A 16,252-nucleotide genomic window follows, 5' to 3' on the forward strand; every position below is an offset into this window, starting at 1 on the left:
AGCCGGGGCACAGGGCCGAGCGCGCAAGAGTTGTCGACTCCGTTTGGGCGCGGCGCACGAGAGTGCTGGACGCGGTGCCACCGGCCGTGCCATGGTCACTCGAATGACGACGGCAGCGGGCCACCCGGTGGACGACGAGGTCCCCTCGTCGGCGAGGACCGCCCTGCGCGTCCTCACCACCGCGATGCTGGAAGACCTCGACGCCCTCGCCGACCGGCTCACCCTGATGGTGCTGCGTGCCGAGCCCTCCTACGCGGAACTCGGCGTGTCGGCCCCCGACGCGCTGCGGGAGAACCTCAGGGCGAACCTCGAACGCGGCGTCCAGGCACTCGGCGGGTTCGTCCCGGACGGCGTCGATCCCAACGACACCTCCCGCGAGACCGGCCGCAAGCGCGCCAGGGAGGGCGTGCCGCTGGAAGCCGTCCTGCACGCGTACCGGCTGGGCGGCCAGGTGATCTGGGAAGGACTTCTGTCGACCTCGCGGGAGGTGTTCCGGGGTCGCTACGACCGGGAGCTGCTGGACGCCTCGGGATGGGGTTGGCGGGTGATCGACGCCGGCTCGGCGGCGCTCGTCGACGCCTACCGTCTGGAGGAGTCGCGCCTGCGCAGCCAGGAGCTGAGCAAACGTCACGCTTTCCTCAATGCCCTGCTGGACGGCCGGGGAAAGGACGCGGCCGTCGCGCAGGAGGCCTCCACGGTGCTCGGGTTGCCGACGTGCGGACCGATGCTGTGCGTGGTGGCCCCTGTCGACGCTCCGACCGACGAGCCGCTCCGGTCTCCGAGGGACACACTCGCCGCACACGGTCTCGTGTCGTCGTGGCACGTGCGCCCGACCGACGTCGTGGGGCTGATCGCGCTCGCCGACCGCACACCGGCCGACACCGTGGAGGCACTGCGTCCCGTGGTGGCGGGCCGCGTGGGCGCGTCACCGGTGATCACCACACTCGGGCAGGTCGGCGACGCCTACACCCTGGCCCGCACGGCGGCGAGAACGCTGAGCGCTCCGGGAGTGGCGCTCCTCGACGACAACCTGCCCGAGGCGTTGCTCGTCGGCAGTCCCGAGTTGACGAGCAGGCTGGCCCAGGTGGCCTTCGGCGACCTGCTCCGCCTGTCCGAACAGGAGCGGGAGACGTTGCTGACGACGCTGAACGCGGTGATCGACAGCGGTGGCTCCCCCACCCGTGCGGCACAGCGGCTCTACTGCCACCGCAACACCGTGATCTACCGGCTGCAGCGTGTCGAGTCGGTCACCGGCCGGTCCATGTCGAACGCCCGCGACCGGCTGTTGTTCACGCTCGGGCTGCTGGCCGTGCGCCGTCTCGACTCGTGCGACGACACGCAGGCGAGCCCGGCAGCCGGTCGCTGAGCACGCGGCAACGACACCACGGGCACGGCGGCACGCGCGTTCCCCAGCCTCGTCCGGGCAGGTGAGTCCGTACGTCACGGCCCGCGACGGAGCGCGGCGCGTGGCAGGCTGGGGTGGTGCGGACCCCGACTGCGCCTCGGCTTCTCGTCGTCTCCGCCGGGACGGCGAGCCCGCTGCTGCCCCTGACAGCCGAAGCGGCGCAGCGGGTCTGGCCGGACGCCGACGTGATCGCCGAGGTCGTCTCACCGAGTCCGGTCGTCGGCGCGCGGGCGGGGCGGGCACTCGGCCGGCTGCTCGACGAGGTGCGTCCGGACCTCGTGCTCTCCACCCACCCCGTGGTGACCGCGGGACTCGCCTGGCTGCGACGGCGACGCGGGTTCGGCCTTCCCACGGCCTCGTGGGACCCCGTCACCGGAGCGACCGGCCTCGACCGGGCGATGCGCCTCCTCGCCACCACCCCGCCCCGGCCGGGACCCCGCAGGCTACTGGCGTCCGACGCCCTCTTCGCGCACGTCGACACCCCGGCCGTGCCCCAGCACGTGGGCACGGCACTCGTGTTCGACCCTGGCCCGACGCCCACGCTCGAACGGGCGGCGGCCATGCTGGCCTCGGTGCCCGGCGCGCTCGGCCGGATCACCCCCGCCACCGCGGCACGACCCGCCCGCTGGGTGCCCGTACCCGGCCGGGAGGCTTCGGCGAACGTCGACGCGGTGACAGCGGCCGACCTGTCGTCCGCGGTGGACGCGTTCTTCTCCGCCCCGCTACGCGCCGACCACATCGTGGGCGCCGCCCGGATCGTCACGGGACTGGCCGACGGGCGAAGCGCCTTGCTGGTGAAGCTGCACCACGCGCTCGGTGACGGCATGACCGTGTTGCAGGCGCTGCTGTCCGACACCGACGACGCCGGACGGCTGTCGTGGGCGAGCCGTCCCGTACTGCCGATGGGCGGCAGCGGGGTACCAGGACTGCGAGCCGGGCTCCGTCCCGTCCTCTCGGGGCTGCGGCGACTGGCCGCGGCAGGCCGTGCCCCCGACGTCCCGACGGACGGACCCGTTCCCGACCCCCGCAGGCGTCACGCCCTCGGCCTCCTGCCGGGCCGGGCGGTGCGGGCGGGGGCTCGCGCCGCGGGCGTCAGCGCGGCCGACTACGTGCTCGCGGCGTTCGCGCAGGCGTGGCACGACGTCGGCGGCGCGCCCGGGAGAGGGTTCCGGCTCATGGTGCCGTGGTCGGTACGCGGCACCGACAGTCTCCGGGCGGCGGGCAACCACACCGGAGCCGTGTCGGTCGACCTGCCCGTGGGGCCGATGGACTTCGCCGACCGGGTCCGGCGCGTCGCCGAAGCCCTGCGTTCGCGCACCGAAGCCGGGGTGCCCGAGGCCGCGAACCTCGTGGTGCAGGCGCTCGGCGCGCTCCCGCCGCCCCTGCACCGGTCGGCGGCCCGGCGCGTGTACCGCAGCGACTGGTTCAATGCCGTCGGCACAGTGATGCCCGGGCCACGGCGGGAGGTGCGCTGGCACGACGCCGTGATGTCACGGGCCTATCCCGTGCTGGCGCTCGCCCCCGGCACCGGGCTCGCGTGGGGTGCGCTCACCTGGGGGCCGTGGATCACGGTGTGCGTCACGGCCCGCGCCGACGCCGCCGGGACGGCCGACGCGCTGGCCGATCGGATGGCGGAACTCGTCACCGGCTCCGTCGTGCGGGAGACGTCGTGATCGGGCCCGGCACGCGGGTGCTCGTCACCGGTGGTTCCTCCGGCATCGGTGCCGCCACGGTGGAGGCTTTCACCGCCCGCGGTTGCCGGGTCGTCGCGGTCGGCCGCGACGCGCGAGCGCTCGACGACGTCGCCCGGTGTACCGGCGCGACCCCGCACGTGGCCGATCTGGCCGATCCGCAGACGGTCACCCTCCTCGTGGAGGAGGTCGGCGAGGTCGACGTGCTCGTCGCGGCGGCGGGCCTCGGCTGGGCGGGCCACGTCACCGACATGGCGGCCGACGAACTCGACGCGCTCGTGCGCGTCAACGTGCTGGCTCCGATGCGGCTCACCCGCGCGGTGCTGCCCGGCATGGTGCGGCGGAGGCGCGGTCATCTGGTGTTCGTGTCGTCCATCGCCGGGCACATGGCGGTGGAGCACGAGGCCGTCTACTCGGCCACGAAAGCAGCCGTGAACGTGCTCGCCGCGAGCGTGCGACACGAGGTCGCCGACCACGGGGTCGGGGTGTCGGTGGTGGTGCCCGGTGTGGTGGACACACCGTTCTTCGCGCGCCGGGGCGTGCCCTACACCCGGCGGCTCCCGCGCCCGGTGCCCGCTTCCGCGGTGGCCGCCGGGATCGTCCGCGCGGTGGACCGCGGCCGTACGGAGGTCTTCGTACCCCGGTGGCTGCGGCTGCCCGCGCGGCTGCGCGGTGCCGCGCCCGGCCTCACCGACGCGCTGCAACGCCGGTTCGGCTGAGTCAGGCTCCGCTCGCGGCGCGGAGGCTTTCCCTCAGGGAACCGAGAGTGGCCAGTACGGCCGTCGGCTCGTAACCACAGTGCGCCATGCAGTTCGCGCACCGGGGATCCCTGCCCCGCCCGTAGGCCTCCCAGTCGGTGGTCTCCAGAAGTTCGGCGTAGGTGCTCGCGTAGCCGTCGCTCATCAGGTAGCACGGCTTCTGCCACCCGAACAGCGAGTACGACGGCACTCCCCACGCGGTGCAGCCGAAGTCCACCTTGCCCTCGAGGAAGTCGAGGAACAGCGGCGAGTGGTTGAGCCGCCAGCGTTTGCGGTTGCCACCCGCGAACGCCTTGCGGAACAGCTCCCGGGTCTCCTGCACACCGAGGAAGTGCTCCTGGTCGGGTGCCTTCTCGTAGGCGTAGGCGGGCGAGACCATCATCTGGTCGACCTCGACCTCGTCGTTGAGGAAGTCGAGCACCTCGATCAGGGTCTGCGGGGTGTCGGTGTTGAACACCGTCGTGTTGGTGGTGACCCGGAAGCCCCGGCGCTTCAACTCGGCGATCGCCTCGATCACCTCGTCGAACACGCCTTCCTTGTCGACGGCGGCGTCGTGGCGTTCCCGCATCCCGTCGACGTGCACGGCGAACGCGAAGTACCGCGACGGTCGCAGATCGAGCTTGTCGATCTTGCGGCGGACCAGCGCGGCGTTGGTGCAGAGGAAGACGTACTTCTTGCGGCGCACGAGTTCGTTCACCATCGTGTCGATGTCGGGATGCATCAGCGGCTCGCCACCCGCGATCGACACCATCGGCGCGCCGCACTCCTCGATGGCGGCCACCGCCTGTTCCACGGGCATCCGCTGCTTCAGCACGTTCGCCGGATGCTGGATCTTGCCGCAACCCGGGCAGCTGAGGTTGCAGGCGAACAACGGCTCCAGTTCCACGATGAGCGGGAACTTCGAGCGTCTCCTCAGTTTCTGGGCCAGCAGATAGCGCGCGATGCGCAGACTCTGGTGCCACGGCATGCTCATGGGTGCCGCACCTCCTTCACAACGCTGTCGTTCTTGCCTCGGGCGACGGTCGCCGCCCAGCTCCGCAGCGCCGGGCCGGATGCCTTCAGCGCCTTCAGTGCCGCGACACCGCCCGGCACGGTCGCCGCGCTCAGCAGGGGCCGCGCCGGCGTGTCGACCACAGCGCGCAGCACGACGACGTGTCGTCCGTCGTCCACAAGATCCAGCAGCAGGCCCGACTCCAGATCGAGCGCCACGGCGCCGAGCGTCTCCTCGGGCACGCGCCCGACGATGTGGTCGGCCTCGGTCACCTCTCCGGTGTGGACGGTCCGGTTGCCGCGGCGCAACGCCGAGGCCAGCACCGCCGCCGCCGGACACCGGCGCGAACCGCGTGGCGAGCGCACCACGTCGGGCACCACGAGGTCTCCCGGACGTGCGCGGGTGGTGAGTGCGCACGCCACGCCCACCACGGCCACGGGCACCCCGGGACTGTGTCGCAGTGCCGCGCGCACGGCCGAGCGCCGCCGCGCGCGCATCCCCGCCCGGACGACACGGCCGCCGCGCAGCCCGCACCGCACGCTCACCGCCTCCACGGTGAGCGGGCACAGGACGAGAACCTCGTCAGCCCGGCCCGGCAGCACGGCCGCTCTCCAGGTACCGGCCGAGGGCGGTGAGGGGGAACACCAGCCGGTACAGGTGGTAGTTGATGTAGAAGTCTCCGGGGAACCCCGTGCCGGTGAACTGCGGTTCGTCCCAGCCGCCGTCCGGGCGTTGCGTGGTCACCAACCACTCCACTCCCCGCGTCACGAGGTCACCGCGCTCCCCCGCGGCCAGCAGCGCGAGCAGTGCCCACGCCGTCTGCGAGGCCGTGGACGTGCCCCTGCCCACCCACGCGCGGTCGACGTAGGAGCGCATGTCCTCGCCCCAGCCGCCGTCGGGGTTCTGGTGGGCGGTGAGCCAGTGAACGGCCGCGCGCACGGACTCGTGGTCGCGGGGCACGCCACAGGCGACGAGCGCGGGCACCACGGCACCCGTGCCGTAGACGTGGTTCGCGCCCCACCGGCCGAACCACGACCCGTCGGCCTCCTGCGCGTCGAGCAGCCACCGGACACCGCGGCGTGCGGCCTCGCAGTCGACCATGCCACGCGCCGCCAGCATCTCGACGACGTGCGCGGTGACGTCGGCCGACGGCGGGTCGATCACGGCACCGAAGTCGCAGAACGGCAGCTTCTCGCACAGTGCGCGGGTGTTGTCGGCGTCGAACGCTCCCCAGCCGCCGTCCGAGGACTGCATGCCCACGAGCCACTCGGTGGCCCGCTCCACGGCCGCATCGACCCGGCTCGGCTCGGGATGGCGCACCCGCCGCAGGCCCAACACCACCTCGGCCGTGTCGTCGGTGTCCGGGTAGTGATCGTTGGCGAACTCGAACGCCCAGCCCGACGGCGACAGGTCCGGCCTGCGTACCTGCCAGTCGCCGCCGGTGCGGATCTCCTCCCGCAGGATCCAGTCCGCCGCGGCGACCAACGCCGGATCGTCGGCCGGTGTGCCCGAGTCCAGCAGTGCGGTCATCGCGAGCGCCGTGTCCCACACCGGCGACTGGCATGCCTCCAGCCTGCGCACCCACCCGTCCTCGGTGTGCTCCCGGACGGTGAAGCCCTCCAGCCCGTCCAGGGCCTTGCGGAGCACCGGGTGATCCACCGGATAACCCCGCAGGTGTAGCGCCAGGATCGAGTACACCCACGGTGGCTGGATGCCGCCCCAACCGCCGTCGGCCTCCTGCCGGTCGAGGATCCAGCGCTCGGCGCGATCGAGTGCGATGTTGCGCAACGGTTTCAGGGGCAGCCGTTCCAGCCGGTGCAGCACGGCGTCGAGGCCGTGGAACACGCCCGCCCACGACATCACGGAGTCGTCTCCCCGCCGCTCGACTCCCGTGCGCAGCTCCCGCAGGCTGAATCCCAGCTGCCGAGCGGGTCGCGCGGCGCCGACGATCGTCAACGGCACCACCGTCTGCCGGGCCCAACAGGCCCAGTCGTAGATGTTGAGGGGGAACCAGTCGGGCAACAGCACCAGTTCCGGAGGCAGCACCGGAAGCCTGCGCCACGACCACTGCCCGAACAGAGCCAGCCAGATCCGCGTGAACACCCGGGTGGCCTCGATGCCTCCGCTGTCGAGAATGTACTCGCGGGCACGCCGCAGGTGCGCGGCGTCGAGCGGGTCGCCCGCGAGCCGCAACGCGGTGTAGGCCTCCACACTCGTGGACACGTCTGGGGGCCCGTCGTGGAACGTCGCCCACGTGCCGTCCTCCCGCTGCCGCGAACGGATCCACCGCGCCGTCTCCTCGGTCACGCGGGCGTCGGAGATCCCCAGGAACCGTCGCAGCAGCAGGTCCTCGGCCTCCATCGTCACGTTGGTCTCCAGCTCTCCCTTCCACCAGCCCTCCGCGTGTTGCAGGGACAACAGGTGGCGGCGAGCGGAGTCGGCGCAGCGGCGCACCCGCTCCTGCGTCAGGGTTGCCTCGCGCGTCAGGACGTCGGTCATCGGTCACGCTCCACGACGAAACGGGTGAGATCGACCAGCGCCGCCCGAATGTCCGAGGGCGGGTCCACCGCGGCGAGGGATGCCTCGGCCTCGGCGATGTAGCGGTGGGCGCGGTCACGGGTCCAGGCGATCGCGCCCGTGTCGTCGACCAGCGCCGCCATCGTGCGCACGTCGTCCTCGCTCGGCGCATCCTCCCTGCGGTAGAACTCGCGCAGCGCCAGCGCGCTGTCTGTTCCCGAGTTCAGGGCCACCGCGACGGGGACCGACTTCTTGCGCACCCGGAGGTCGGCGAGCACGGGCTTGCCGGTGACCTCGGGACTGCCGACGATGCCGAGCAGATCGTCCACGAGCTGGAACCCCATGCCGAGGTTGCGCCCGAACCGTCCGAGCGCCGCGACGGAGGCGTCGTCTCCACCACCGAGCAACGCGCCCAGCTCGGCGGCGCACGCCATCAGCGCGGCGGTCTTGCCGTCCTCCATGTGCAGGCACTCCTCGACCCCGACGAGGGCACGCCTTTCGAAGTCGATGTCGGCGGTCTGCCCCTCGATGAGCCTTCGCACCGCGCGGGTCAGGTAACGGCCGGCCGAGAGCAGGCCCGTCGCCTCCAGTACCTCGACGGCGAGTGTCAGAAGGGCGTCACCCGCCAGGATCGCGGCGGGTGTACCGAACAGGGCCCACACGGTGGGGCGATGCCGCCGCTCGGTGTCCCCGTCCATGACGTCGTCGTGCAGCAGGGAGAAGTTGTGCACCAGCTCCACGGCCACGGCACCCGCCAGCGCGGTCTCCGGCCGCGCCCGCACCGCCTGCGCCGCGAGCAGGGCCAGTGCCGGGCGCAACGCCTTGCCACCACCGCCCTCCACGGCCGCGCCGTGTTCGTCGGTCCAGCCGAGGTGGTAGCTGACGATGCGTCGCATCGCGGGGTCCAGGGTGTCGACCGCTTCCCGCAACGCGGGTCGCACGAGCAACCGGGTGGCGCTCACCTCGGACGGCAGGGTCATGGTCATCCGCTCACACCCCCCGCCAGGTGAGCGGTGACGAGATCGGCGGCTCGGTGTCCACTTCGCACGGCTCCCTCCATCGTGTCGGGCCAACCTGTAGCGGTCCAGGATCCGGCGAGGACAAGGCCGGGCAACGCCGTGCGCTGGGCCGCGCGCAAACTGTTCGATCCCGGTCCCTGGCGGAACGTGGCCCGCCGCTGCCGGGTGACGAAGAACCGGGAACACGGTGTGGTGGCGGCGGCGGGGAAGAGCCTGCCGAGTTCGGCGAGGAACACGTCACGCAACGCCGACGCGGGGGTGGTCAGCCAGGTCTCGGCCGCCGAAAGCGACACCGCGAGGTACTGCCCCGAGGTGAGTCCCGCCGCGGCGGTGCGGTCGAACACCCACTGGGCGGGTGATCCCACGGCCGCGGCGAACGGCAGCTCGGTGACGGGCCGCTCGTAGACGACGTGGACGTTCACGATCGGCACCGCTCCGAGCCCGGCGAGCCGCCACCGCTGCAGCCCCGCCCGTCCGGGAGCGACTCGCATCGCGGTCTCGGGCGGGACGGCGAGGACGACCGCGTCGGCGTCCAGCACCTCGTCGTCCATCCGCACGAGGAACCGCTCACGCACGGGTGTGATGCCCCGGACCGGGCTGTGGGTGCGCACCTGTCCGTCGCGTTCCAGCAGGTACTTCTCCGCGGGACGGACATGCAGGTCCTCCAACGGCCAGCGGGGGATCCCGATGTCGGCGCCGTCGGACGAGGTCAGCAGTGCGGTGCGGAACACCATCGCCGCCGAGGCCAGCGACACCTGGGACACGTCGCCGTTGAGCGCGGCCACGGTGATGAGGTTCCACAACCTGTCGCGGGTGGCGTCGTTCTGACCGTGCTGGGCGAGCCAGTCGCCGAAACTGTGGGCGTCGAGCGCGGTGTCGTCCGGATCGAGCGAGCGCAGGGCCACGGCGGCCCTCAGCACCCGGAACCGGTCGAGCGGGCTCAACGCCGAGTAGCGGGCGATCGCGGGTGCCAGGTGCAGGGGTGCCCGCGCGTCCGTACGCCGCAGTTCGGTGAACCGGCCGCCGGGCGCGAGCACCGGCACCCGGAAGCGCTCCTGCGTCTCGAGGCCCTCGGAGCTGCCGAGCCGTTCGAGCAGGGCCCGGTAGGCGGTGCAGCAGCGCAACGTCACGTGTTGCCCGTTGTCGACGGTGAGACCGTCGCGCTGGAACGAGAACGTCGCGCCCCCCAACCGGGAGCGCGCTTCCAGCACCGTCACCGCGATCCCGGCGTCGGCGAGGTCGCAGGCCGCGGTGAGCCCGGCCAGCCCGGAGCCGACGACGACCACGCGGACGTCCTTCCGGCCCGACCCACGCGCCCGGGGCTGGACACACGGGGCTGTCATGGTGTGCCTCCCGCCAGCGCCACACAGGCCACCAGTGCCTTCTCCCAGTCGGGCAGGCCGGTTCGGCCCCGCAGTACCAGCGACGGCCGCAACGCCATCCGCGTCAGCAACCGGTGGTAGATGCCTGCCATGGCCGCGCAGCACGCTCGGCTGCGCCCGTCGAGCACATCGAGCAGCCGCAGACCCCGCTCGTACCACTCCTGTGCGCGGGCGACCTGGAACTCGAGCAGTGCCAGCAGGTTCTCGGTGTCGTCGACGAACTCCCCGTTCCCGTCGCGCTTCAGCGTGCAGCCGAATCGTTCGAGCTCGTCGGCGGGGAGGTACACCCGGCCGTTGTCGAGGTCCTCCACGACGTCCCGCAGGATGTTGGTCAACTGCAACGCCACGCCCAGGTCGTCGGCGATCGGTTCGTCGCGTGCCCGGTCGGGGCTGCCGAACACCGCGAGCGACAGCCTCCCGATCGACCCGGCCACGCGCTGGCAGTACCGCCGCAGCGTGGTGAAACTCGCGTACTCCACGCCGAGCACGTCGGCGCGGCAACCGTCGATCAGGTCGTCGAAGGCGTCCAGCGGCAGGTCGAACCGGCGGGCGGCGTCCGCGAGGGCGAACGCCACGGGATCGCCGGTGTCGAGCCCCGACTCCACCGCCCGCAGGTCCGACCTCGCGTCCTCGAGCCCCTTCAGCTTCACCTCGGGAGAGAGGTCGCCGTCGCCGATGTCGTCGATCCTGCGGGCGAAGGCGTAGACCGCGCTGAGGGCGTTGCGTTTCGGCGGGGGCAGCAGCCGGATGCCGTACGAAAAGTTGCGGGCCTGTTCCCGGGTGATGCGTACACAGGTTTCGTAGGCCTGTTCCGTCCTCATCGCACACCACCGGACCCCAGCGAGGTCAGCAGCGAGGCGGCGACGTGGGAGCGCCGGGGGCGCGGTGTGCGGGCGAGCACGTCGAATCCCGCGTCGGCCAGCGCGCGCGCCGTGGCCCGGCCGCCCGCGACGTAGCCGGCGACGGCCAGCCTCGCCGCTCCTCGCAGGTCGTTCACGAGCGGGGCACCCTCGTCCAGCAGTCGCACGGCCCGCTGCACCTGGAGCGCGACGGCCGCCCGGACACCCGTACCGGCCCGCGCGGCCACGAGGTCGTCCTCCGCCACGCCGTACCGTTCGAGGTCCACGGTCGGGAGGTAGACGCGGCCCGCGTAGGCGTCCTCGACGACGTCCTGGCAGTGTTCCAACACCTGCAGGGCACTGCAGATCCGGTCGGACAGCAGTCGCCGCCGTTCGGAGTCGGAGTCGAACACGCGCAGTACCAGCCTGCCGACCGGGTTGGCCGACAGCGCGCAGTAGCTGAGGAGTTCGTCGAAGGTGCGGTAGCGGTACACCACCTGGTCGCGACGGTTGGCCTCGACAAGCCGTTCGAGCTCCGACCTCGGGAGGTCGCACATCGACACGGTGTGCGCAAGCCCGCGGTACAGCGGATCGTCACCGGCGGTTCCGGAGTACACCCGGTCGAGTTGAGCGGACACGCCGTCCAGAAGGGAGAGCCGGTCTCCGGGGGCGGCGTCACCGATGTCGTCGACCATCCGGGCGAACGCGTAGAGCGTGAGCAGGTGCCGCCGGTACCGGGGCGGCAGCACGCGAAGGGCGACCGGGAAGTTCTCGTGTCGTGCCCGTGCGCGCAACCGCTCCAGGGGCGGTGACGCCTGTGCTGCTTCGGCGTGCATGGGCCTCGCCTCGTCCCGTTCGGCGGGTTGGCCGAGCGTCGGCATCTGGGATGTCTCATTGTCGGCCCGGACCCGCGCCGAGGGCAACTCCTCGGCCGTGGTCCCGACCGACTCGGGTCCGGTGACGTAGTCCGGACTCCGGTCCTTTCTGGCTTCCGCGTCCACCGGAAGAGATGCTATGGCGTAACGGTTCTTCCGCAACCCTGAGAACGAGTCCCCGATCGTGTGACGTGAACGCTTCCGCCACCGTCGACGAGTCGACCGATCGTCCACAGTGGCTTGCTCTGTCCGTTGTGAACAGATGATCGAACCACCCCCTTCAATCCACATGGGAGCAACGACTACGGTGTCACGACTGCACGTCCGGTGAGTGTCCCCTCCTCCAGGTGCCGATACGCCTCCGCCACGTCGTCGAGCCGGAACCGGATCACCTCGGTTTGCAACAGTCCCCTCGCGGCGAGGTCGAGCACCTCCCCGAGTTCCGGACGACTCCCCCAATAGGTGGTCTGCACCGACATCTCATACGGCAGGGAGAAGAACGACACGGGAAGCTGACCTCCCCCCAGCCCCACGATCGTGAGGTCCCCGAGCACCCGGCCCACCGAGGACGCCAGCGTCAACGTCCCGTCGCTTCCCACACAGTCGATGACGACATCGGCGCCTCGGCCGCCGGTCTCCTCCCGTACCAGCGCGGTCACCCCGTCACCCGGCTCAGCGGTCAGGTCCGCTCCGAACCGCCGTGCCAGCTCCAGCGCCTCCGCCCGGGTGTCGACGGCCAGCACGCGCGCGGCGGTCGTCGCCTTGACGATCTGTACCGCCAGGTGCCCGAGCCCGCCGATGCCGATGATCACGGCCAGGGCGGCGGGAGTCAGTTTCGGCCACGAACGCCGCACGGCGTGGTACGGCGTCAACCCCGCGTCGGTGAGTGGCGCGGCGGTCACCGGATCGAGTCCGTCGGGCAGCGGTACGACGTGTCTGGCGTGAGGCACGAGCAGGTAGTCGGCCATGCCGCCGTCGAGCCCCAGCCCCGCGCCGCCGCGCTCCACCGGAGCCTCACTCTGCCGCTCGCAGTAGGTGTCCACACCACGCAGGCACTGGTCGCACACACCGCAGCCCCACGGCCCGTACACCGCCACCGGCATGCCGGGCTCCAGCCCGGTCACCCCCGCACCGACGGACTCGACCCAGCCCGCGTTCTCGTGCCCCAGCGTGAACGGCAGTTCCCACGGCATCTGCCCCGGTGGGAACTCGTGGATGACGTGCAGGTCGGAGTGGCACACACCCGCACCCCCGACGCGCACCAGCACCTGCCCGGCACCCGGCTCCGGTGTGTCCACCTCGGTCAGCACGGGATCGGTCTGCCAGTCCCGCATCCGAAAGGCTCGCATCGCCACTCCCTCGTCAGCTCTCACCGCCCGGAGGCCGTACGACCATCACAGGGCACTGTGCGTGGTGGATCAACGCCTGACTGGTGGAACCCAGGAGCAATCCGGTGAAGCCGCCACGGCCGCGACTGCCGACGACCACCAGTTGGGCCGTGGCCGACCGGTCGAGGAGCTGCCTGCGGGGCCGGTCGCGCACCAGGACGCGCTCGACGGGGACACCGGGGTACCTCGCCTGCCAGCCCGCGAGCTGTTCGTCGAGCTTCGCTCGGAGCTCGTCCTCCTCGGGCGAGTTCGTGAAGAACAGTCTGGCGCGGCGGAGCACGCTCTCGTCCTCGACGTCGGCCCACGCGTGTACGGCCACCAGGGGTGCCGACCGCCGTCGCGCCTCCTCGAACGCGTGGGCGACGGCGCGCTCACCCAGTGGGCTGCCGTCCATGCCGACGACGACCGGCCCGGTCGAGGGCGGTTCGGTCCGGCCCTCGCCGCACCGCACCACGACGACCGGTGCGTGGGCGTGCGCGGCCACCGCGACCGCCGTCGACCCGGCGAGCATCCCGGTGAACCCACCGAGCCCCGACGCTCCGAGCACGACCAGTGCCGCGGTCCGGGACCGGTGGGTCAGCGCGGGGACGGGCGGTTCGTCCACCGCCTCCGGTGACACGGCGAGACCCGGCGCGACCGCCACCGCCTCGTCCACCGCGTTGTCGACGATGGTCTGTGCTTCCTCCAGCAGGGACTCGATGACGCTGGGCGGGACCGGCGCCTCGACGGCGAAGTACCGCGCCACGAGACCGTAGGCGTACACCACGTGCAACGGGGCCCTCCGGTGCGCGGCCCGCTCCGCGGCCCATCTCAGAGCCCGCGTGGCCGTCTCCGACCCGTCGACCCCCACCACGATGGCGTCCCGCTCGTCCTCACCCGCCATGTCCGCTCCCCTCGCCCCACGGGCGTCGCCATGCACCGACAGGCACAGCCGACCGTAAGGCCGTGAGCGAGGCGGGCACCTCCGCCGTTGGTCCCGTCCACGTCGGGACTTCGGACCCGTGCCGGAGCGATCGGGCTCAGATCCGCGGAGGGAGCAGCGAGAACGGGTGGGCGTAGAGGTGGGTGAGCAGTCCCGCACAGGCGGCCATGGCCTGCACGTCCGGACCGAACCGGCTCATCGTGACGATGTCGGCGCCGGGCAGCACGGTGGTCGCCCGGTACGCGTCGTGCACCACGGCCAGGTGCTCCGGGGCGTCGGTGAACGCCTGTCCGCCCAGTATCACGAGTTCGGGGTTGACGATGTCCCGCAGCAGCGCCACCGCGGTGCCCAGCGCGCGAGCCCGATCGGTGAGGATGCGATCCGCCGTCGCGTCGCCGTCGCGCGCCGCGGATCGCAGCGCGCGGATGTCGGGCCTGTGCAGCGCCCCCGCTCGCACCGCCCGTTCCAGCACGGCGCGCTCCGCGACGGCCGCTTCGAGGCACCCTGTGCGGCCGCACGGGCACGGCACGTCACCTCCGACCGGCAGGTGCGCGATGTTGCCGGACTGGCCTGGCCCCCGATGCAGTACGCCGCCTGCGGCCACGGCCACGCCGACCATCTCCCGGGCGTAGAAGTAGAGCGCGCTGCGCGTGTGGACGGCCTCACCGAACAGCAGCTCGGCGGTGGCCATGGCGGGCACGTGCCCGTCGAGGTGGACGGGCAGTCCCGTGACGGCCTCGACGATCGCCCTGGCGGGCACCCCGCGCCAGTCGAGGGGGCCGTGGTCGAGCAGTCCCCGTTCGGGGTCGACCTGACCGCCGATCGCCAGCCCCACACCGATGATCCGCCGCTCCGGCCAGTTCCCCAGGAAACCCCCCACCTCACGCGCGATCCGCTGGAGAACCTCCTCCGGTGTTCCCGGCGGGGTCGGAATGCGCACGCTGTCGAGCAGGACACCGCGGAGCGTGGTCAGCCCGTACGTGGTCGTGGTGACACCGACGTGCACCCCGCACGCCGCGATCACGTCGTCGTTGAGGTCCACCGGCACCGTGGGCCTGCCGACCTCTCCCGTCGGCTGCGGGCTCGGTGACTCGGAGAGCAGCCCGAGGTCGATCAACGTCGAGATCTGCCTGCTGACGGTGGGCATGCTGAGCGACGTGTGCCGCGCGACGGCTCCTCGGGACAGCGGACCGTGCGCTCGGACCGCGTTGAGGACCGCCGCCGCGTTCGCCTCACGGACGCCGCCACCCGTTCCCGACGGCGCGCCCACCATGCCGAGCGTCCTCCCCGCCACACCGACCTCACTCCCACCTACAGACCACCGGACGACGGCAATGGTCGTCAACACATTCCACGAGGCGGGCTCGGTATTTATTTTCAGCGTTTTCCTTAATCGCGATCGATATGCCCTCCAGCTCAGAACGTGAGAATCGCGTGACCGCGTCGCCATTCCGCTGCGATGATCGAAATCCTTCTGACGTCGTGTTCTTCCAGCCGGGGCCAGCGAGGCGCAGACACCGGGGAATCGAGGACTTTCATGCGAACGCTGTTGTTGTTCGGCCTGGCCGGGTTTCTCGCCCAACTCGTGGACGGGTCGCTCGGAATGGCGTTCGGTGTGACGGCCACCACCACGCTGGTCGCGGTGGGCACCACACCCGCGGTCGCCTCCGCCGCGGTACACCTCGCCGAGGTCGGCACCGCGTTGGCCTCGGGCGCCGCACACTGGCGGTTCCGCAACATCGACTGGCCCACCGTCGCAGCACTCGCCGCCCCGGGCGCACTCGGCGCGGTGCTCGGAGCCTACGTCCTGACGTCCCTGCCGATGGAGTTCGCCGAGGTCTGGATCACCGCGGTACTGCTGTTGCTCGGGCTGTACGTGCTGGTCCGCTTCGCGTTCCGGCGGCTCGGTGCGCTGGTGACGAAGCGCCGTCCGGCAGTCCGGTTCCTCGCCCCGCTGGGACTCGTCGCGGGCTTCGTCGACGCGAGCGGAGGCGGTGGCTGGGGGCCGGTCGCGACGACGAGCCTGCTGTCCTCCGGCAGACTCGAACCGCGCAAGGTCGTCGGGTCGGTGGACACGTCCGAGTTCATCGTCGCCCTCGCGGCCAGCCTCGGCTTCCTGCTCTCCCTGTCACAGGAGGACGAGCTGAACTACACCGTCGTGGCGGGATTGATGCTCGGCGGCATCCTCGCCGCTCCCGCGGCAGCCTGGCTGGTGCGCAAACTGCCGCCCAGGGTGCTCGGCGCCGCGGCGGGCGGGCTGATCGTGTTCACCAACGCGCGGAGCCTGCTGGACACCTCGGGGGCGAGCGCGGGCGTCGTCACGCTCACGCTCACCGCCGTCGGTGCCCTCTGGGCCGCCGGGCTCGTCACCGCCGTCCGCTCGGTACGCGTCGAACGGCACGCCGCTGCCCGGGAAGTGGACGAGGCGCGCGTGAGTTGAGGGACTCCCCGGCCGTGGTGTGCGC

Annotated in this window: 14 protein-coding genes; 4 read left to right on the forward strand and 10 right to left on the reverse strand. The window is 71.9% G+C overall.

Going from position 1 to position 16,252, the window contains the following annotated elements; translation table 11 throughout:
• Window positions 1–103: 103 nt before the first annotated feature.
• The 3 genes from SACCYDRAFT_RS15030 to SACCYDRAFT_RS15040 all read left to right on the forward strand — a co-directional run bounded on the left by SACCYDRAFT_RS15030 (window position 104) and on the right by SACCYDRAFT_RS15040 (window position 3,815).
• On the forward strand, window positions 104–1,366 hold the full coding sequence (locus tag SACCYDRAFT_RS15030; protein WP_005457346.1) for a PucR family transcriptional regulator: 1,263 nt from the start codon (window positions 104–106) through the stop codon (window positions 1,364–1,366).
• 116 nt (window positions 1,367–1,482) lie between these two features.
• Window positions 1,483–3,078, forward strand: coding sequence for a WS/DGAT domain-containing protein (locus tag SACCYDRAFT_RS15035; RefSeq protein WP_232283682.1), 1,596 nt, complete (start codon window positions 1,483–1,485; stop codon window positions 3,076–3,078).
• Window positions 3,075–3,815: an SDR family NAD(P)-dependent oxidoreductase gene (locus tag SACCYDRAFT_RS15040; RefSeq protein ID WP_005457349.1), complete on the forward strand. Its 741-nt coding sequence runs from the start codon at window positions 3,075–3,077 to the stop codon at window positions 3,813–3,815. Before SACCYDRAFT_RS15035 ends, SACCYDRAFT_RS15040 begins: the two co-directional genes overlap by 4 nt.
• Before the next feature lies 1 nt (window position 3,816).
• Here the strand turns inward: SACCYDRAFT_RS15040 and hpnH are convergent, their stop codons facing one another.
• The 10 genes from hpnH to SACCYDRAFT_RS15090 form a co-directional block, all read right to left on the reverse strand.
• Window positions 3,817–4,827: an adenosyl-hopene transferase HpnH gene (gene hpnH / locus SACCYDRAFT_RS15045; protein ID WP_005457351.1), complete on the reverse strand. Its 1,011-nt coding sequence runs from the start codon at window positions 4,825–4,827 to the stop codon at window positions 3,817–3,819.
• Window positions 4,824–5,447 carry a nucleoside phosphorylase-I family protein gene (locus tag SACCYDRAFT_RS15050; RefSeq protein ID WP_005457353.1) on the reverse strand — a complete coding sequence of 208 codons (624 nt, stop codon included), beginning with the start codon at window positions 5,445–5,447 and terminating at the stop codon, window positions 4,824–4,826. Before SACCYDRAFT_RS15050 ends, hpnH begins: the two co-directional genes overlap by 4 nt.
• On the reverse strand, window positions 5,428–7,344 hold the full coding sequence (shc, locus tag SACCYDRAFT_RS15055; RefSeq protein ID WP_005457354.1) for a squalene--hopene cyclase: 1,917 nt from the start codon (window positions 7,342–7,344) through the stop codon (window positions 5,428–5,430). Before shc ends, SACCYDRAFT_RS15050 begins: the two co-directional genes overlap by 20 nt.
• Entirely contained in the window at window positions 7,341–8,348 is a 1,008-nt protein-coding gene (locus SACCYDRAFT_RS15060; protein ID WP_043536524.1) for a polyprenyl synthetase family protein, read from the reverse strand. The genes shc and SACCYDRAFT_RS15060 overlap by 4 nt, the downstream gene beginning before the upstream one ends.
• A complete protein-coding gene (gene hpnE / locus SACCYDRAFT_RS15065; RefSeq protein ID WP_005457356.1) occupies window positions 8,345–9,724 on the reverse strand; it encodes a hydroxysqualene dehydroxylase HpnE in 1,380 nt (459 codons plus the stop codon). Before hpnE ends, SACCYDRAFT_RS15060 begins: the two co-directional genes overlap by 4 nt.
• Window positions 9,721–10,584: a presqualene diphosphate synthase HpnD gene (gene hpnD / locus SACCYDRAFT_RS15070; protein ID WP_005457357.1), complete on the reverse strand. Its 864-nt coding sequence runs from the start codon at window positions 10,582–10,584 to the stop codon at window positions 9,721–9,723. The genes hpnE and hpnD overlap by 4 nt, the downstream gene beginning before the upstream one ends.
• On the reverse strand, window positions 10,581–11,483 hold the full coding sequence (gene hpnC / locus SACCYDRAFT_RS15075) for a squalene synthase HpnC (RefSeq protein ID WP_043537313.1): 903 nt from the start codon (window positions 11,481–11,483) through the stop codon (window positions 10,581–10,583). Before hpnC ends, hpnD begins: the two co-directional genes overlap by 4 nt.
• Window positions 11,484–11,779: 296 nt before the next feature.
• Entirely contained in the window at window positions 11,780–12,826 is a 1,047-nt protein-coding gene (locus SACCYDRAFT_RS15080; protein WP_005457359.1) for an NAD(P)-dependent alcohol dehydrogenase, read from the reverse strand.
• Between the two features lie 13 nt (window positions 12,827–12,839).
• Window positions 12,840–13,748 (reverse strand): universal stress protein, encoded by a 909-nt coding sequence (locus SACCYDRAFT_RS15085; protein WP_005457360.1) that lies wholly within the window; start codon window positions 13,746–13,748, stop codon window positions 12,840–12,842.
• 136 nt (window positions 13,749–13,884) lie between these two features.
• Complete coding sequence (locus SACCYDRAFT_RS15090; protein WP_005457361.1) at window positions 13,885–15,060, reverse strand: ROK family transcriptional regulator; 1,176 nt, start codon at window positions 15,058–15,060, stop codon at window positions 13,885–13,887.
• Window positions 15,061–15,324: 264 nt separating this feature from the next.
• Here SACCYDRAFT_RS15090 and SACCYDRAFT_RS15095 point away from each other — a divergent pair, with 264 nt between their 5' ends.
• Window positions 15,325–16,227: a sulfite exporter TauE/SafE family protein gene (locus SACCYDRAFT_RS15095; protein ID WP_005457362.1), complete on the forward strand. Its 903-nt coding sequence runs from the start codon at window positions 15,325–15,327 to the stop codon at window positions 16,225–16,227.
• Window positions 16,228–16,252: the final 25 nt, after the last annotated feature.

The sequence above is a fragment of the Saccharomonospora cyanea NA-134 genome (genome assembly GCF_000244975.1).
GTDB classification, from domain to species: Bacteria; Actinomycetota; Actinomycetes; order Mycobacteriales; family Pseudonocardiaceae; genus Saccharomonospora; species Saccharomonospora cyanea.

What these genes read in the sequence shown, in the direction of transcription:
- SACCYDRAFT_RS15060 (WP_043536524.1), bottom strand. Translation starts at nt 8,348, where the DNA reads ATGACCATGACCCTGCCGTCCGAGGTGAGCGCCACCCGGTTGCTCGTG.
- SACCYDRAFT_RS15090 (WP_005457361.1), bottom strand. Translation starts at nt 15,060, where the DNA reads ATGGTGGGCGCGCCGTCGGGAACGGGTGGCGGCGTCCGTGAGGCGAAC.
- SACCYDRAFT_RS15095 (WP_005457362.1), top strand. Translation starts at nt 15,325, where the DNA reads ATGCGAACGCTGTTGTTGTTCGGCCTGGCCGGGTTTCTCGCCCAACTC.
- shc (WP_005457354.1), bottom strand. Translation starts at nt 7,344, where the DNA reads ATGACCGACGTCCTGACGCGCGAGGCAACCCTGACGCAGGAGCGGGTG.
- SACCYDRAFT_RS15085 (WP_005457360.1), bottom strand. Translation starts at nt 13,748, where the DNA reads ATGGCGGGTGAGGACGAGCGGGACGCCATCGTGGTGGGGGTCGACGGG.
- hpnH (WP_005457351.1), bottom strand. Translation starts at nt 4,827, where the DNA reads ATGAGCATGCCGTGGCACCAGAGTCTGCGCATCGCGCGCTATCTGCTG.
- hpnE (WP_005457356.1), bottom strand. Translation starts at nt 9,724, where the DNA reads ATGACAGCCCCGTGTGTCCAGCCCCGGGCGCGTGGGTCGGGCCGGAAG.
- SACCYDRAFT_RS15080 (WP_005457359.1), bottom strand. Translation starts at nt 12,826, where the DNA reads ATGCGAGCCTTTCGGATGCGGGACTGGCAGACCGATCCCGTGCTGACC.
- hpnD (WP_005457357.1), bottom strand. Translation starts at nt 10,584, where the DNA reads ATGAGGACGGAACAGGCCTACGAAACCTGTGTACGCATCACCCGGGAA.
- hpnC (WP_043537313.1), bottom strand. Translation starts at nt 11,483, where the DNA reads ATGCCGACGCTCGGCCAACCCGCCGAACGGGACGAGGCGAGGCCCATG.
- SACCYDRAFT_RS15030 (WP_005457346.1), top strand. Translation starts at nt 104, where the DNA reads ATGACGACGGCAGCGGGCCACCCGGTGGACGACGAGGTCCCCTCGTCG.